15 protein-coding genes are annotated in these 16765 nt (G+C 70.9%); 6 read left to right on the top strand and 9 right to left on the bottom strand.

All coding sequences use genetic code 11. The features are described from left to right. Positions 1–15 precede the first annotated feature (15 nt). The 4 genes from ACFY12_RS27665 to ACFY12_RS27650 all read right to left on the bottom strand — a co-directional run bounded on the left by ACFY12_RS27665 (position 16) and on the right by ACFY12_RS27650 (position 2429). Entirely contained in the window at positions 16–219 is a 204-nt protein-coding gene (locus tag ACFY12_RS27665) for a cold-shock protein (RefSeq protein ID WP_390718617.1), read from the bottom strand. 244 nt (positions 220–463) lie between these two features. Next, on the bottom strand, positions 464–619 hold the full coding sequence (locus ACFY12_RS27660; protein ID WP_390718616.1) for a DUF6131 family protein: 156 nt from the start codon (positions 617–619) through the stop codon (positions 464–466). Between the two features lie 149 nt (positions 620–768). Then, positions 769–1443 carry a DNA alkylation repair protein gene (locus ACFY12_RS27655; protein ID WP_390718723.1) on the bottom strand — a complete coding sequence of 225 codons (675 nt, stop codon included), beginning with the start codon at positions 1441–1443 and terminating at the stop codon, positions 769–771. Between the two features lie 443 nt (positions 1444–1886). Continuing rightward, positions 1887–2429, bottom strand: coding sequence for a DUF488 family protein (locus ACFY12_RS27650; protein ID WP_390718615.1), 543 nt, complete (start codon positions 2427–2429; stop codon positions 1887–1889). 207 nt (positions 2430–2636) lie between these two features. On the opposite strand from ACFY12_RS27650, the gene ACFY12_RS27645 reads away from it, so the two are divergent. The 3 genes from ACFY12_RS27645 to ligD (ACFY12_RS27635) are packed head-to-tail and all read left to right on the top strand — an operon-like array spanning position 2637 to position 5205. Next, positions 2637–3275: a DNA polymerase ligase N-terminal domain-containing protein gene (locus ACFY12_RS27645; protein ID WP_390718614.1), complete on the top strand. Its 639-nt coding sequence runs from the start codon at positions 2637–2639 to the stop codon at positions 3273–3275. After that, entirely contained in the window at positions 3272–4291 is a 1020-nt protein-coding gene (gene ligD / locus ACFY12_RS27640) for a non-homologous end-joining DNA ligase (protein ID WP_390718613.1), read from the top strand. The genes ACFY12_RS27645 and ligD (ACFY12_RS27640) overlap by 4 nt, the downstream gene beginning before the upstream one ends. Then, positions 4288–5205, top strand: a complete 918-nt coding sequence (gene ligD, locus ACFY12_RS27635; RefSeq protein ID WP_390718612.1) for a non-homologous end-joining DNA ligase — start codon at positions 4288–4290, stop codon at positions 5203–5205. Before ligD (ACFY12_RS27640) ends, ligD (ACFY12_RS27635) begins: the two co-directional genes overlap by 4 nt. A gap of 4 nt (positions 5206–5209) precedes the next feature. Here the strand turns inward: ligD (ACFY12_RS27635) and ACFY12_RS27630 are convergent, their stop codons facing one another. Then, positions 5210–5368: a hypothetical protein gene (locus tag ACFY12_RS27630; RefSeq protein WP_390718611.1), complete on the bottom strand. Its 159-nt coding sequence runs from the start codon at positions 5366–5368 to the stop codon at positions 5210–5212. 257 nt (positions 5369–5625) lie between these two features. On the opposite strand from ACFY12_RS27630, the gene ACFY12_RS27625 reads away from it, so the two are divergent. Beyond that, the gene (locus ACFY12_RS27625; RefSeq protein WP_390718610.1) at positions 5626–6411 is read left to right on the top strand and encodes a Pr6Pr family membrane protein; all 786 of its coding nucleotides are present in this window, start codon (positions 5626–5628) and stop codon (positions 6409–6411) included. Here ACFY12_RS27625 and ACFY12_RS27620 read toward each other — a convergent pair. After that, positions 6408–7379: an alpha/beta fold hydrolase gene (locus tag ACFY12_RS27620; protein WP_390718609.1), complete on the bottom strand. Its 972-nt coding sequence runs from the start codon at positions 7377–7379 to the stop codon at positions 6408–6410. The two genes, ACFY12_RS27625 and ACFY12_RS27620, sit on opposite strands and share 4 nt — an antisense overlap. Before the next feature lie 920 nt (positions 7380–8299). On the opposite strand from ACFY12_RS27620, the gene ACFY12_RS27615 reads away from it, so the two are divergent. Next, complete coding sequence (locus tag ACFY12_RS27615; protein WP_390718608.1) at positions 8300–9103, top strand: MgtC/SapB family protein; 804 nt, start codon at positions 8300–8302, stop codon at positions 9101–9103. 98 nt (positions 9104–9201) lie between these two features. Here the strand turns inward: ACFY12_RS27615 and ACFY12_RS27610 are convergent, their stop codons facing one another. From ACFY12_RS27610 to ACFY12_RS27600, 3 genes are read right to left on the bottom strand one after another with little or no spacing between them, the layout of a single operon-like run. Continuing rightward, a complete protein-coding gene (locus ACFY12_RS27610) occupies positions 9202–10404 on the bottom strand; it encodes an LCP family protein (protein ID WP_390718607.1) in 1203 nt (400 codons plus the stop codon). A 55-nt stretch (positions 10405–10459) separates the two neighbouring features. Beyond that, on the bottom strand, positions 10460–12034 hold the full coding sequence (locus ACFY12_RS27605) for a sensor histidine kinase (RefSeq protein ID WP_390718606.1): 1575 nt from the start codon (positions 12032–12034) through the stop codon (positions 10460–10462). A 31-nt stretch (positions 12035–12065) separates the two neighbouring features. Continuing rightward, positions 12066–12746, bottom strand: a complete 681-nt coding sequence (locus tag ACFY12_RS27600) for a response regulator transcription factor (protein ID WP_390718605.1) — start codon at positions 12744–12746, stop codon at positions 12066–12068. Between the two features lie 280 nt (positions 12747–13026). On the opposite strand from ACFY12_RS27600, the gene ACFY12_RS27595 reads away from it, so the two are divergent. Continuing rightward, a complete protein-coding gene (locus ACFY12_RS27595) occupies positions 13027–16755 on the top strand; it encodes a toll/interleukin-1 receptor domain-containing protein (RefSeq protein WP_390718604.1) in 3729 nt (1242 codons plus the stop codon). Positions 16756–16765 lie beyond the last annotated feature (10 nt).

The raw sequence follows: 16765 nt of genomic DNA, 5'->3' as shown, positions 1-16765 counted from the left end.
ATACGCGTCCGGCGATCAGGCGGGAACGATGTTCTCCGCCTGCGGGCCCTTCTGACCCTGCGTGACGTCGAAGGACACGCGCTGGCCCTCCTGGAGCTCACGGAAGCCCTGGGACTGGATGTTCGAGTAGTGGGCGAAGACGTCGGGGCCGCCGCCGTCCTGCTGGATGAAGCCGAAACCCTTTTCGGCGTTGAACCACTTCACGATTCCCTGTGCCATGACCTTCTCCTTCTGTAGGCAGAGGCCCCATCCGGAGATGCCGGAAACAAATAATGCGCCTGAAGGAGAAACATTCCCGTCAGGCGCACATAGGTTCATGGGTACCACAACTGCAACATCGAAACCGTAGCACAGCTCGTCGGCCCGTGTCGGGGCTCCCCGGAGCCTTTCGGTGATCGCGAGGTTCACCTGGCCGGGGCGGCACCTGCCCGGCCCCGTACAGAAGTGGGCGGAAGATCGCCGGCTACCAGTAGTGCCGCCGGCCGCCAACGGCGTGGCCGATGGCGCCGAGGACCCATAGCGCAGCTCCCACCAGGACCAGGATGATCCCGATGGTCCACAGTATGGCGATCTTGAGCACAAAGCCGATCAAGAGCAGGACTATGCCAAGAACGATCACAACACTCTCCGATCTCGAGAATGCCCCCTACTCACACTGTGATCCGCTCCAGTCCCTGGGCAACACAGGTCACACCCTGTCCCGGTGGTGTGACGGAAGGCAGCGTGACGGTCCGGTCGTGATCGCGCCGAGTGGGATGCCGAGTGGGATCAGGTCTTGTCGTGCTGTCGGCGCACCATCTCGGTGATCCAGATGGGCGCGAACGGAGAGGTGCAGCCCGGGGAGGTCGGGTAGTCCTTGAGCACCTCCAGGCGCTCACCGATGTCGATCGCACGGGTGCGGTGCTCGGCGTGCTCGATCCCGATCTGAGCCAGGCAGTGGTTCATCGCCCATTGCAGGCGATCCGGGGCGTCTTTCATCTCCGCCTCGATGACGTCGAGCAGTCCTGAGAGGTCGAGGCCCTCGGGCTTCTTCGTCACGCGTTCGGTGGTCAGCGCCCAGCCGGCACTCGCGACCACGGGATCCGGATCGGCGGACCAGGCCAAGCGCAGCTCTTCGGCGTGCGGGTTCTTCTTCACCACGTAGTTCACGAGCCAGTCGTGCACCTTGGGTGCGCGCGCCTCGCGCAACATGACGTCCAACTCGTCACGCTCGAACGCCTTCGGGCGGCAGATCAGGATCGCCAGCAGTCTTGCCGCGGTGTCATCCGTCTCCCAGAGCCGGCGCGCGAGTTCCTGCTGGGTTTTCAGCCGCTTCGCGAGCGCGCGCAGCTTGCTGAGGTTCACACCGTGATCGTCACCGTGTCTCTCGTTCACCGCGCGTGTCTTCGGATCCGCCAACTCGGCCAGCTCGGCCATCACCTCGGGCACCGTCGTCTCGGCCATCTCTGCCATCTCGGCCTCCTGTCCATCTGGTCTCAGCGTCCTGTCCATCAGGTGCGAGATTCAAGATTCAGCTGATCGTCTGCCCCGGCCGCGCTTGCGGTCAGGTGTCAGGCGAATCGTCCAGGGCCCACCGTGAGGGGGCCTCTGCCGGCACTTCCAGGCCCCCCATCCGCGCCTGCTCCGCCAGCGCTCTGGGACCGTGCTCCTCGCACGCCAGAAAGTACCCGTACTCAGCCATTGCTCCTCCGTACCGGACCCGCCGGCCTCCTCCGACCGTACGGACCGATGCGGCACCCTGCAGGTGCGACCGTCCAGGGACGGACAGCCTCGTCGAGGAGACCTGCGCGGACAGCTGCCCCACCCGGTCGCCCGCTCCACCTCGGACGCCGGAGCTTGTGCGTCGCCGGATGGCCCCAAGGGCACGTCGACGTCGCGGGCTGGCGTCAGCCGGGAAGGAACTGCTGGCCCGCGTCGTAGATGAGCAGGCGGCGTTCGGGCCACAGCCGTGCCTCCGGGCTGATCAGGTGCGGGCGCAGTGTGCCGTCGTGCATGAGGTGCCACACCTGGACCTGACGGGCGAGGACCAGGAAGTCGGCGATCATTTTGCGGTGGCAGCGCCACCACACGGACTCGGCGCACATCACAGCGGTGCGCTCCGCGGCGGCGTCGGCGAGCAGGTCGTCGATGGCGGTGAGGAACTCCGGGGAGCGCATGTGCGCGGCGTACCCGGCAAAGGCCCGGTTGCGCAGTGCGGTGTCGGGTGTGTCCGGCCGTGCCGTCCGCCGTCCGCCGAGCCGCTTCTCCCAGCGGTAGGCGATACCGGCCTGCGGCAGCCACTGCTCCATGCGGTGGCGTCCGGCGTCAGGGTTGTGCCGGCTGCCTGGCGCCCTGCGTACGTCGACCAGGCGGCGCACCTCGGCACCCTGCAACACGTGCGTCATCTCCGCGGCATCGGCCGTGCCATGGCCGAACGTCAACAGGTGCATGGGGGCATCGTCCCCCTGGTCAGTCGATATCCGTATATCCGCATCCGGATATCCGCGGCGACGCCGGCCGGGGCGCGGCCGTACGCCTCGACCAGGACGGCGGATCGGTCCGGTGCCACAGTGGAAGGGGTGATGTCGTCTTACGGAGAGCACCATGTTCGTTCCGGGGCTCAGCAGCTTCTCCGTCTTCCTGGCAGGGCAGTGACCATGGCATCGGCGAAGGCAGCGAAGGAGACGAAGGCGCTGGCCGAGTACCGCCGCAAACGCGACTTCGCGAAAACCGGGGAACCGAAGGGTGACCGGTCCGGTACCGCTCGTGACCGCCCGTGCTTCGTGGTGCAGATCCACGATGCCAGCACACTCCACTTCGACTTCCGCCTGGAGGCGGACGGGGTACTGAAGTCCTGGTCGGTTCCCAAGGGGCCCTCGGACGATCCGCACGACAAGCGACTGGCGGTGTCGACGGAGGACCACCCCCTGGCGTACCGGGACTTCGAAGGGATCATCGCCGAGGGCGAGTACGGCGCGGGCACCGTCATCATCTGGGACGAGGGCACCTACCGAAACCTCACCACCGATCGTCACGGCAAGGAGGTCGGCCTCGTCGACGCCCTGGAGAAGGGCCACGCGTCGTTCCGGCTCGACGGATCCAAGCTGCACGGCGGCTATGCGCTCACCAGGATCCAAACGGGCCAGGGCCGAGATCGTGCGGCGTGGCTGCTGGTGAAGCACGACGACCGGCGTGCCTCCTCCCACGGCACGCCCGACCCCCGCCGTGCGCGGTCGGTGCGCAGTGGGCGCACGCTGCACCAGCTCGCGGCCGACGCTCCGGGAGGCGGCACGTGAGGGCGGCACTCCTCGACCGCCTGCCCGAGCGGCAACGGCAACGGCTGCGCCGCGCGCCACGCGATCGGCCGCCCGGGCCGCCGATGCTGGCCGTCCTCAGCGACCGCCGCGCTTTCGGCGACGGGTGGCTCTTCGAGCGGAAGCTGGACGGAGTGCGGGTCCTGGCCCGGTGCGCCACGGACGAGGTGTGCCTGACGTCCCGGAGTGGCAAGCCGCTGAACGCCACCTACCCCGAACTCGTCGACGTCCTGGCCGCACAGGACTGCGAGGACTTCACCGTCGACGGTGAGGTCGTCGCGCTGCGGCACGGCCGTACGGACTTCTCCCTCCTCCAGCAACGGATGGGGCTGACGGACCCGGCCGCGGTCCGGGCCAGCCGCGTCGCGGTCCACTACTACCTCTTCGACCTTCTCCGCCTGGACGGCTACGACCTCACCGGGCTGCCGCTGCGCACTCGCAAGGCTCTGCTGCGTGATGCCCTGGAGTTCCGCGCTCCGTTGCGGTTCACGCCGCACCGTAATCGGGGCGGCCAGGACCTGCTGGACCAGGCATGTGCCCGCGACTGGGAGGGACTGATCGCCAAACGCGCCGACGACGCCTACGTCCACAAGCGCTCCACCAGCTGGCTGAAGCTCAAATGCAGCGCAGGGCAGGAGTTCGTCATCGGCGGCTTCACCGAACCGGCCGGCAGCCGCGTGGGGTTCGGGGCCCTGCTGGTGGGCTATTACCAGGAAGGCCGGCTCCGGTATGCGGGGAAGGTCGGCACCGGCTACGACACTGCCACCCTCGTCGACCTGCGCCGCCGCCTCGACGGCCTGGTGCGGTCCCGCTGTCCGTTCGTCGACGAGGTCGGTGAACGGACAGCGCACTGGGTGCGGCCCAGACTGGTCGGCCCGTTCGACTTCACCGAGTGGACCCGGGCCGGCCGGTTGCGTCACCCGCGCTTCCTGGGGCTGCGTGACGACAAGCGTGCCACCGACGTGATCCGCGAACGGACGGCCGGAGGGACGTCATGAGCCGCGCACTGACATTGCGTGCCGGCCGCCGCACCGTGGAGATCAACCGCCCGGACAAGGTGCTCTTCCCCCAGGACGGCCTCACCAAGGCCGACCTGGCCGCGTACTACCGCAGCGCCGCCCGGGCGATGCTGCCGCATCTGCGCGGCCGCCCGCTGATGCTGGAGCGCCATCCCGACGGAATCGACGGCGAGGGCTTCATGCAGAAGGACGTGCCGGACTACTTCCCCGACTGGGTGCACACGGCCGAGCTGCCCAAGGAGGGCGGCAGCGTCACCCACGCGCTCTGCGACGACACCGCCACCCTTCTCTACCTCGTCGACCAGGCATGCATCACACCGCACCGCTGGCTGGCGAAGGCCGACCGCCCCGACTGCCCCGACCGCCTGGTGTTCGATCTGGACCCGCCCGACGACGATTTCGCCCCGGTACGGGAGGCCGCCGGCCTGCTGCACGACCTCCTGGACGAACTGCGCCTGCCCAGCGCCCTGATGACCACCGGATCCCGGGGCCTGCACGTCCTGGTCCCGCTGGACCGTCGCGCGCCCTTCGACGATGTCCGCGCCTTCGCCCGCGATGCCGCCGATCTGCTCGCCGACCGGTATCCCGACCAGCTCACCACCGAACCCCGGAAGAAGGCCAGGCGCCACCGCCTCTACCTCGACGTACAGCGCAACGCCTACGCCCAGACCGCCGTCGCGCCGTATGCCGTGCGCGCGCTGCCGGGCGCCCCCGTAGCCACCCCACTGGCCTGGCCGGAACTGGAGGAACCCGGCCTCGCCGCGCAAAGGTGGACCATCGCGACGATCGACGAGCGCCTGCGCGGCAGCAACCCTTGGCGCGACAGCCTGCGCCGCGGCCGTTCCCTCGCCCCCGCCCGTCATCGCCTGGCGCGCCTGTGCGGCGCCGAGTGAACGCCTACCCCCAGGACTGCGCCACGAGCGCGACCAGCAGCACGGCGATCCCGACCGCCGGCCAGGACACGTAGTCGCCGAGAAGGCCCGAGTGCAGGCGGCGCAACGGCAGGACGAGGCGGTGGTCGAGCCGAGCCGTCCGGCGCCCACCGGACGACCACACGGCTGCCGCTGCCGCTGGACACGGCGGACGCCGCCAGTGTTCTGACGACCCGTGACGAAGTCACCTGGCGGCCGGCCAGGTGATTCTCGACGCCGGTCTCGTCTACCAGCCTTCAGTTCCCAGCCTTCCGTCTCGTCTCCCGGTCTTCTCTCCCAGCCTTCCTCGTCTTCCTCGCGACCGATCCGGTCGGCCCGGAGTTCCGCCGGTCATGCCAGCCCCGGGGAAGCCATCCCGGAGCCGCGCCGTACGGTAGGCCAATGCTCGATCCGACACCTCCCACCACCTCCGTGGCCTCCTCCGAGTCCACGGCACGGCCCTGCCTGCCCGATGAGACGGCCGCCTCCGCACCGGCCGGCTTCGAAGGCCGCCGCCCCGTCGCGGCAGCCTTCCGCGTGCTCGCGGCCCTGACCGGGGTCACCGGCATCGTCCTGGACGTGATCGCCTCCCACGACCTGGGCCGGCTCTTCAGCTACTTCACGATCCAGTCCAACATCCTGCTGGCCGTGGTCTTCGCCTGCTCCGCCCACCGCGCCTGGACCGGGCGTCCCGCCCTCTCCCCGAGGGTCACCGGCGCAGCGCTGCTCTACATCTGCATCACGGGCATCGTCTTCCACTTCGTGCTGTCGAACGACTCCAGCGGCTTCTCCATGACCAGCGACCGCACCCCCCTGGAATCGGTCGCCAGTCAGCTCCTGCACACCGCGACCCCGCTCGCCGCCGTCCTCGACTGGCTCGTCCTCACGGCCCCCGGCGCCTTCCTGTTCCACGACGCCTGGAAGTGGCTCGCCTACCCCATCCTCTACCTCCCCTTCGCCCTCATCCGCGGCGCCCTCCTCGCCCCCGGCACCGACGGCCGCTACCCCTACCCCTTCCTCGACGTCGACCTCCACGGCTACGCCGGCATCGCCACCCACGCCGTCGTCTTCGCCCTGGCCTTCTACCTCCTGGCCCTCGCCCTCGTCGTCCTCGACCGCATACGCCCCCGCCTGCGCGGCCCCCGGAACCGGATGTCGCCCACGGGCTCCGGTCCGCTGGGTGACTAGGGTGATGACCAGGGCGCTTCTGACGGATCCCCGCGACGCCGCGGAGATCCGTCAGAGGCGCCCTCAGGCCCCAGGGCAGGCCACACATCGGAGGCAAGCCGGCCCGGACTGTCCGGCAAGGGAGTGTTGAGGAAGGGACTGTCCAACAAGGTGGACAGGTATGCGGGGCGCTCCTCGATCACGAGGTGCCCGGCCCCGGAGACCACACCCAGCTCAGCACCGAGTGCGCCGCGCACTGCCGGGCCGAGCCGCCACGGCGGGAGGAAGACATCGTGCTCCCCGGTGACGACCCGGAGGGGAACTGACCGCGCGGGCAGGGCGGCAGCGCCGGGCGCCCCGCTGGAGCGCGAGTGCCGGGCGACCAGGGTCATCCAGTTCACCAGTTCCTCACGGGGTGGATGGCCTGGCGCGAGCATGGTGCGCAGAAGCCGGGAGCTGTGCGTCGGCGCGGGCCGCAGGAACCAGGCGGCCGAGGCGGCCAGCACAGTGGGGGTCAGCCTCAGCCTGGTCAGTCCACCAGGGGAAACCAGAACGAGCCGGTCGATCCGGGGCGAGTCGCTGGACAGGGCAATGGCGGCACCGAAGGAGTGGCCCATCACCGCTACCGGCTCGGACGAGACCGTCTCGATCACCTCGCTCAGCCACGCCCCGTACCACGGCAACCCGCCACCGGAGCGAGGCCGCGCGCCGGAGCTGAGACCGGGCTGGCCCGGGACGTCCACGAGCAGGACCCGGTGGCCGGCGGCGACCAGGGCCGTGGCCAGCGGCAGGGACGCGGCGGCGTTGAAGTCGGTGCCCGGGACGAATACGACCGTCGTCGCGCCGGACCCGGCGAGGACCACGTGGGTCCGTGCGCCCTTGGCGGTCACCGTCCGTCGTTCATGCGGCACCGGCCATGCGGTGAGCTGGTCGAGGCACCAGCGCCGGATGAGGTCCCTGCCCGTCGCACTGCGGTAGATCGAGTCCACTCGTCGAGTATCGCGCCTTGTTCCAGGCCGTGACGTGAGAAGGGCTGAAGGCGAGAAAGTCACAAGGACCGTACGGGCTGGCCAAGTTGTGACGCGAGCCTCTGCTGATATGGCCTGCTCCCCTCCTGGCTGTTGCGGTGGCCGGCGGAGCGGCACGTGGTGTCATGCCGGCCCGTGCGCTGGCCTTGACACCGGCGTCAAGGTCTAGCCGCGAGTACGGGTCGAGGACCTGCGGATGGTGCGGGAAATCCGTGGTGAAGGGACCTAAACGGGGCTTTACCTGCTATTAACGTTTCACCTTGACGTCACTCGGACCTATGGCATGCTGGGCAGCGAAGGTGCCGTGCAGGACCGCGCTTCTGCGCGGCTTTTCTGCGCACTCTGCGGCATATACGAGGCGTGGTGCGGTACCGACGCTGTCCGCGCGAGCGAGGAGGTGATCGGGATGACCAGTCGGAGTCCCGAGGGAAGTCCTCGCTACAGCATGCTCTTTCGCTGATCTTTGATCTTTTTTGAGCTGACCCCCAGAGCCGCTCTGAGCTGACCCCAGGGTGCCCCGGGCGCTCGCTGCTGTCGCGTGCGTTTTCCCTTTTCCTCCCCTTGCCTTGTTCGTGCGCCCCGCCTTTCGTCATACGCCATGCGTCACGGGTTATGCGTCATGCGTCGTACGCAAGGACCCTTTCCTCAGGTGAACGGGCTGTCTTGAGGAATTTCGTCTTGCCCCGCCGGGACTTTCGGCTCGCCCGCCTCTTCGCTCGGCTTTCCGTGCAGTGGCCCGGCGCCGCCATGCCGCCATGACAGCCGCCATGACAAGCGAGGAGCAACGGCGCAGTAGAACAGAGCAGTAGAACAGAGAAGAAGCGCAGAACAGGCGAAGAACAGGCGCAGAACAAGCGCAGAAGGAACGAAGAGGGTGGATCATGACCGTGCTCAACGAGTGGCACCTGGCGGCCAACATAGGCGCCGGTCTGGGCTTCGGCGCGATCATCGGGCTGGAGCGCCAGTGGCGGGCCCGGATGGCGGGTCTGCGGACCAATGCGCTCGTCGCGGGCGGATCCGCCCTGTTCGTACTGCTCTCGCAGTACGGCTTCGTGGCGGCGACGAGCACCACGGGCTACGACGGCTCGCGGGTGGCCGCACAGATCGTCTCCGGTATCGGTTTCCTCGGCGCGGGCGTCATCATGCGCGACGGGCTGAGCGTGCGCGGCCTGAACACGGCCGCCACGCTCTGGTGCTCCGCCGCGGTCGGCGCGCTCGCCGGGACCGGGCTGTACGTGGTCGCGGGGCTGGGCACGGCGGGAGTCGTCGGCGCCAACACCCTGCTGCGGCCGCTCGCGCGCGGGCTGGACCGCGGAACGCGGGCCGGGGCCGAGGTGGCCACCGACTACCGCTTCGAGGTGGTCTGCACCGAGCCCGAGGAGGCGCACGTACGCACCCTGGTCGTCCAGGGTGTCACCCGCCCCGGCTTCCTGCTGCGCTCGGTGCGCAGCCAGGACGCGGAGATGCCGGGCAAGGTGATCGTCGCGGCCGAACTCACCACCGAGCGCCGCGACGACAGCCTCCTGGAGGAGGCCGTCAGCCGGCTGTCCCTGGAGCCCGCGGTCTCGGCCGTGAGCTGGACAGTGCTGCACGAGCCCGGTGATGACACGGACAACACGGACGACGGTTACGCGGCGGGGCGGCGCGTCCGGCCGAGGGTGCGCAACCTGTTCACCGGCGGCTGACCGGCGGCTGACCGGCGGCTGTCCGGTGGCTGTCGGGTGGTTGTCCGGCGGCGGTCCGGTGGCGTGCCAGCCCCCTTCGGCATGCCGGGGGGTGGTCGTCAGTCCACACACGGGATCGCTCCGTCGTCGAGCGTGGGAGCCGGAGGCGCGGTAGGCGCGGTAGTCGCGGGGGAGGAAGGTCCGGAAGTCGGCGTGTTCCCGTCGTTCGCGGACGGCGAGTGCTTCTCTCCGCTGCTGCGGCCCTTGCCGAGTCGCTCGGCGACCAGGCGCCGGATCTTGCCCGGATCGACACGGTTGATGTCCTCGCCGTTGTGCCGGCCGAAGCCCTCGATGGGCAGCGTGGAGAACTCCACATTCCCGCCGGAGAGGTTCCTGGCCTGCTTGATGAACGACAGCAGATCCCAGCCCTCGTCGATGACCAGGTCCTTCTTGGCCGTGTCCAGGAGCTTCAGCAGCCGGCCCGGGTCGGTGAAGGTGCCGGCCGAATTCAGCTTGTGGGTGGCGGAGGCCAGGAACGCCTGCTGGCGTCGCGTACGGTCCAGATCGCCGGCCGGCAGACCGTGCCGCTGCCGTACGAAGGCCAGCGACTGCGGGCCGTTCAGCGTCTGCCGGCCCGCCTTGAAGTCCGCGCCCGAATAACGGTCCTTGGCCGGTTTCTTCAGGCACACCTCCACTCCGCCGAGGGAATCGGCGATGTGCAGAAAGCCGACCAGATTCACCTCGGCGAAATGGTCGATGGGGACGCCGAGGAAACTCCGTACGGTCTCGATCTCGGCCCGGCGGCCCGCCTCTCGCCCGTCGTGCTCCAACTGGTGCTTGTCGCGTACCCCCTGCTGGTAAAGGCGGCCCTCCTTACGCGCCTTCGCGAGCCCGTACGCCTTCTTGATCTTGTCCTTGCCGTGGCCCGGGATGTCGACGAAGTCGTCGCGCGGGATGGAGAACGCGGTGGCCCGGCTGCCGTCGCCCGGTACATGCAGCAGGATCAGAGTGTTGGTGTTGTAGCCGCCGATGTCGGAGCTGCCGGCATGCAGCTTGTCCAGGACGTCCGCCGGCAGATCCTCGCCGTTCTGGTCCTTACGGCTGTCCAGCCCCATCAGCAGGATGTTGGTGTCGCCCCCGGCGGACCGGGGCGAGCCATCGTCCAGTGCGTACGAGGAGCCGATCTGCCGGGCCAGGTCGCGGTAGAGGTACCAGCCGCCCGCACCCGCGCACAGCACGAGGGTGAGGGTGCAGAGCAGCAGCTTGCGGCCCAGTCGGCGGGGTGCCTGCTTGCGGTGCTGGTTGCTGCGGCGAGGGTTCATCGGACCAGCGTCGGATGCCGGTGCTGAAGGAATCCTGAGAGTTCTGAAGGGACTTTCAGGAGTGTGGTGCGGGTGGGGAGTGTGGCGCGGCCGAGGGGTGTGGTGTGGGCGTGGGCGGGGCCGGAGTCGTGGGGAAGGTGGCCACCAGACGGGCACCGCCGAGCTCGCTGTCGCCGGCCGTCAGGTCGCCTCCGTGTGCACGGGCGATCTCCCGGGCGATGGCCAGGCCCAGTCCGCTGCCGCCGCGCCCCCGGTCACGGGCCGCGTCCAGCCGTGCGAACCGTGTGAAGACGTGCTCGCGCACGGCCTTGGGAATGCCGGGGCCATCGTCGGCGACCTCCAGTACGGCCTGGTCCGGGGTGCTGCGGGCGGTGATCCGCACTTCGCTGTCCGCGTAGCGCAGGGCGTTGTCGACGAGGTTGGCCAGCAGCCGCTCAAGCTGCGCCGGGTCCGCGCGTACGGGTACCGGCCCGGGCGCCACCACGGTGACCGGCACCCGGGTCCGCGGCCGGCGAGCCGTGTCCTCGGCCGCCAGCAGAGCCAGGTCCACCGGCTCACGGGCAGGCTCCAAGTGGGAGTCCAGCCGGGCGAGCAGCAGCAGGTCGGTGGCGATGCGCTGGAGCCGCTGGGTGTCGGCGAGCGCAGACCGTACGCCGTCGCGCAGCTCCTGATCGCGGGGGACGGTCCCCGTCGTGTGATCGAGAGGGGCGGTCCCCGTCGTGGCTGCCCGCTGTGCATCCGACCGTGTGGACTCCCTCGTGGTGAGCTCCCACGTGGTGAGGACGACCTCCAGTTGGGAGCGCACGGCGGCGATCGGATTCCGCAGCTCGTGCGAGGCGTCGGCGGCGAACTGCCGCTGGCGGGTGACGGCCTGCTCCAGCCGGTCCAGGGTGGTGTTGACCGTACGGGCCAGCAGCGCGATCTCGTCGCCGCCGGCCGGGTCCGGCACCCGGCGGTGCAGCGCGCTCCCGGTGACGGCGGCCAGCTCGGTGCGGATCGCGCTGACCGGCCGCAACGCCAGGCCAGTGACCGCCCAGGCGATGGCCGCGGCCAGGGCGATCAGCGGTGGGGCGCCGGCCAGCAGACCGAGGGCGATGGCGTGGGTGGCGTCGTCCACGTCGGACAGGACGGTCATCGCGTACACGTAGCGGGGTTCGCCGCCGGGCGGCGTGGCGCGGACCACGACCACGTCGCTGCGTTCGCCGTCCTTACCGCTCTTACCGCCCTTACCGCCCTTGCCGTCCGTGTCGCCCGCGGCCGGGTTGCCGGTGACGATGCGGGAGGCGGAGTCCTGGTCCGGCGGCGGGCGGAAGGCGGTCAGCCGGGTGGCGAGGGATCCGGCGGCGGGTTCGGTGGAGCGGCGGCTGGCGGCGACGACTCGGCCCGCGGGATCGGCGACGAATACCAGGTCGACGCCCGAGGACGGGGCGGGCAGCAGATCCGGGAGAGCGCCGGCGTCGGCCTGGGCGGCGACCTTCCGGGCGGCCAGTTCCGTCCGGCCCGTGGTGTTGTCCAGGAGGTTGGCACGCAGAAGCGTGTAGAGCCAGCCGCCGCCGACGGCCAGGACGAGGGCCATGGTGAGGGCGGCGGCCGCGGCACAGCGGGCCCGTACAGTGCGCGGCCGGCGCACTGTGGCCCTGATCCACCCCTTCCCGGTCTTCCTAGCCACCATCGGGTGCCATCCGGTAGCCCGCGCCGTGCACGGTCAGGATCGAGCGGCGCCCGAACGGCGCGTCGATCTTCTTGCGCAGCGAGGACACATACACCTCGACGATATTGGGGTCGGTTTCGGCGGGGGAGTCCCAGACCTCGTCGAGGATGTCCTGCTTGGCCACGGTCCGGCCCTCGCCCGCCATGAGGCAGCGCAGTACGGCCAGTTCGCGTGCGGTCAGCTCGATGTCGGCGGCGCCGCGGCGGCAGCGGCGGCCCTCGGCGTCCAGCGTGAGGTCTCCCGCCTGGAGGGTGCAGGGGCGCTCGGCGGCGCGGCCCCGGCGGCCCAGCGCGCGCAGACGCGCCAGAAGTACGACGAAGGAGAACGGCTTGGTGAGGTAGTCGTCGGCGCCCGCGTCGAGGCCCTCGGCCTCGTCGTACTCGCCGTCCTTGGCGGTGAGCATCAGCACCGGGGTCCAGTTGCCCTGGCGCCGCAGCCGGCCGCAGATCTCGTAGCCGTTCAGGCCGGGCAGCATGACGTCGAGCAGGATCGCGTCGTACGGGCCGGTGAGCGCCAGCTCCAGGCCGTGGTGGCCGTCGCAGGCGGCGTCGACCCAGTGGCCCTCGGCGGCCAGGCCGCGCTTGAGCGAGTCGACGAGACCTTCTTCATCCTCGACCAAGAGTATCCGCATGGGGCCATTGTCCTTCTTGTCCCGTACGTGGCTCCCACCGGCCCGTCTCGTCCCGTGGGTGCCGCCCCACCGGCCCGTCATCGGCCGGTCCGCGCCACGGACGCGCAAGGCGGGCGTGGGCGCGCAGATCGGGCGCGGGCGCGCAGGGCGGGCGCCCCCACTATGCGCGGGCGCCGCTCAGGGGTGCGCCTCGCGTTCCCTTGGGAAAGAACTCTGTGCACCCTGATGCGCTCTCACGGGAGGGGTCATGGTCTTGGTCTCGCGATTACTCCGTTGGGTGGTGAGCACCCGCGCCGCGTGGTTGCTCGCCTGTGGACTGTCGTGGCTGCTGTGCCGGCCGTTCTTCGGGCCCCTGGGCGGGCTCGTCGGGATTCCCGTGGCCACGCTGGTCTTCAGCCCGTTGGCGGAGACGGTGGGGCAGCTCCGGCAGCGGCCGGCGGGTGCCGGGCGGCTGGGGTGGCGGTGGCGTCGGCTGTTGCGGCCGGAGAGCGTGGTGTGGCTGCTGTCGGCGGTGGGCTGCGTCGTGCTGGCCATCCCGTTCGTCCCCGCCCTGCCGGCCCCGTACGGAACGGTTCTGGTGGGGACGGCGGCGGTGCTCGGGTGCGGTTCGAGCGCGGCGCAGGCCCTGGTCTGCCAGGAGGGAACGGGGACGCGGCGCAGGGTGCCGGATCTTCGGCTGCCGCTGCGGGGGGTGGTGCTGTGGGCACTCGCCGCGGCGGGTGTGCTGGGTGGCGCGGCCTGGGCCGTGCAGCGCTGGACGGTGCCGTTCGTCCGCGGGGAGTTCGTGCCCGAGGGGCGGACTGCGGTGGTGGGGGAGCTGCTCGGGTGGCTCGACCGGCAGGTGAGTGCCGGCCTGTTCGGCCCGTCGTTCGCCCAGTGGTACTGGCCGCTGCTGGTGGCCATGGTGGCGTTGGTGATCGGCGGGGGCTGTGCCGCGCTGCGGGAGTGGCCGGCGCGCCGGGCCCGGCTGCGCGACCCGTTCGCCGGAACGCCAGAGGGCGAGGGGCCGCCGCAACTGCGGGACACCGCCCGGGTGTTCCTCAGCTACTCCCGCGCCGACGCGGATTTCGCCACCCGTTATGTGCGCGCGCTGGGGCGGCACGTACGGGAGGTGTGGGTGGACTGGCAGGGGATCAAAGCGTCGGAGAAGTGGCGGCGGAAGATCTTCGACGCGCTGCGCGCCTCGGACGCCGTGATCGTACTCGTCAGCCGGAACTCGCTGCGTTCCGAGTGGTGTTGGCGTGAGTGCGAGGAGGCGATCGAGCTGGGGAAGCGGATCCTTCCGGTGCTGATCTCCCCGGAGCCGACGGGCAGTGCCACCGCCGCGCTGCAGGCGGCGGGCTGGGGTCCGCTGGCCGAGTACCAGCGGCTCACGATGGCGGATGCGGCGGATTTCGACCGGGGAGTGCGGGAGACGCTGGCATTCGTCGCGCAGGAGCATGTGTGGGTCGATCTGCACACCCGGTTCGGTGAGCAGGCGCATGCCTGGCGGGCGAGCGGGTTCAGTGAGGGGCTGCTGCTGCGTCCGCACGAGGTGCGGATCGCCGAGGCGTGGCGGGCGCACACGCCGCACACACCCGGCTTCCGGGCCCGGCGCACCGCGGCGCACGACGAGTTCATCGACCGGAGCCGGAGCGCGGGCCGGCTCCGCGCCCGCCGCTGGGGGCTGGGCGCGGTGGCGGTGGTGTCCGTCCTCGGCGTGCTGACCGGGCTGGTGCTGACCGGCCAGGCGGACGCCGAACGGCAGCGCAGGACCGCCCTGTCCCAGCGGCTGGCCGCCGCGGCGGACGCACAGCCCTACCCCGGGCTCGTACGGACCTCGCTGCTGGGCGCGGCCGCGTACGCGCAGGCGGACACCTACGAGGCGCGCGATGCGATGGCCGCCCAGCTGATGCGGGTCAACCAGGCCGTCGCGGTCCTGGCGACCGGGCTGCGCCGGATCGAGACCACGGCGTTCAGCCGGGACGGCCGGGTCTTCGCGGCGACGTTCGCCGACGGCCGGACCCGGATCTGGGACACCGAGGACTGGCGGCCGCGCGGGAGCGTGCCCGGGCGGCTGCCGGACGACGCACGGCGGGGCCTGAGCGGGGACGGGCGGCGGGTCGTGGTGGGCCGGGGGGACCGGATCGAGGTGCGCGACACCGGATCGCTCCTCGTGGTGGACGCGTTCCCTACCGCCGGGCGTCCGTCCTCCTCGGGTGTGTGGTCCGGTGGTCTCGCCGAGGACGGCGGGCGGGTGGTGGCCGCGGCGGCCGGATCGCCGGCCACCCTCGTCCGGGATGTGACCCACCGCCGGGACCTGGCCCGGTACACCTGCGCCGAACCCGCTCCCAGCCCGCGCGGCACCCGGGTGTGGTGCAACGATCCGGACGCGGGCAGGCTGCGCGAGGCCACCGGCCGCTCGCTGGACGTCCGCGTCACGCGCGATTTCCATGCCGGGGCCGGGGACAGCGTGCTGTACGGCTGGACCGTCGACGACAAACCGGTCATCGATGACCACCATGACCTGAAGGTGACCGGGCCCGGCGGGAACGACGTCTGGGTGCCGGATCGCAGGACGATGCCGTCCGCGGTCTCGGAGGACGGGCGGCGCGCACTGCTGACGCCCACCGGGACGAACCGCGGCGACGACGACGTCTGGGATCTGACGAACCGTCGCAAGCTGGGCCCGGTCTCCTTCGAAGAGCTGCGCAAGGCCGGACTGTACCGGGACTACGGTGCGACGGAGTGGGAGAGCCGGATCCCCGCGATGGTGGCCGGTGCGCCCCGGCACGGGATGCGGCTGGCCGCGCTCGGCGGGGTCCAGCCGATGTCGCACACGGGCGTTGTGCACAGCCCGGACGGCCGCCGCGCCGTGACCTTGAACGACCGGGGCGAGCTGATGGGCTGGCGCCTGGACGGCCACGGCCGCATCGTCTCGCAGCTGCCCGCGCCGCTCGCCACCGTCTCGGCGAACGCGCTGAGCCCCGACGGCCGCACCCTCGCCGTGCTGCACGGCACCGACCAGGGCCAGCTCGGTGCCATGCAGCACGGCACCGAACTGACCCTGGTCGGCAGCGCGGACGGGCGGCGCCGCCGGACCGTCCCGCTCACCGGCACCGGCTGGTCCGTCGCCTACAGCCCCGACGGATCACATATCGCCGTCGCGCAGACGGCCGGCACCGGCGTGGCGACTCCGGTGGGTCCGGAACTGCGGACCTTCGTCGAGATCTTCGCCAGTACGACGGCCCGCCGTACCGCCACCCTCCGTAGCACCGTCCGCCCCAACCCCAAGGAGGCGCCCGGGACTCTGGCGTTCTCCCCCGACGGGCGGCAGCTCTACCTCGCCTTTTCCCAGGAGTCCACGGTGGAACGCTGGCGCCTCGCGGACGGCCGTAGCGTACGGACCTACGGTTCGGTCCGGGAGAACGGCTATCTGGACTCGGTGGTGCTGAGCCCCGACGGGCGGACCCTCGCCGCCGCGGACCGCCAATCGCGGGTCCGGCTCTGGGACACCGCGACGGGCAGACCGCGCCCAGGAGCAAAGGACGGTACGTTGGTGACGTTCTCTCCTGACGGCCGCACCCTCGCGACCGTGGCCGGCTCCAGCACCTCCGTCCAGCTGTGGGACGCGCGGACCGGCGCGCGGCTCGGCCCCGCTTTCGACGTCGGCGAGCCGAGCACGACGGCGGTGCAGAACCTCCGGATCACTCCCGACGGAACGCACCTGCTGGTCATCACGCAACCGCTCGCCGAGTTCAACACCAGCAGCCTGTGGCTGTGGGATCTGCGCCAACGCAAGCGGGTCGGTCCGCGGTTGGCGAAGCTGGACGGCCGGGCCGAGCCCCAGATCACACCGGACGGCACCCGGGCCGTCCTCGCGGGTGCCGGCGTGCTGGTCTCCGTGGACCTCGATCCGGCGCACTGGCAGAGTTCACTGTGCCGGCAGGCGGACCGCCGGCTCACCACGGCCGAATGGAGGGCGGCGGCACCGGGGGAGCGCTACCCGGTTTCGTGCTCCAGGCCGTAGGGCGGAGCGG

The organism is Streptomyces sp. NPDC001339, from assembly GCF_042895955.1.
In the GTDB taxonomy this organism is placed as follows: domain Bacteria; phylum Actinomycetota; class Actinomycetes; order Streptomycetales; family Streptomycetaceae; genus Streptomyces.
Note: the sequence above shows the minus strand (reverse complement) of the source record. Positions and strands in the feature narration are given on the sequence as shown.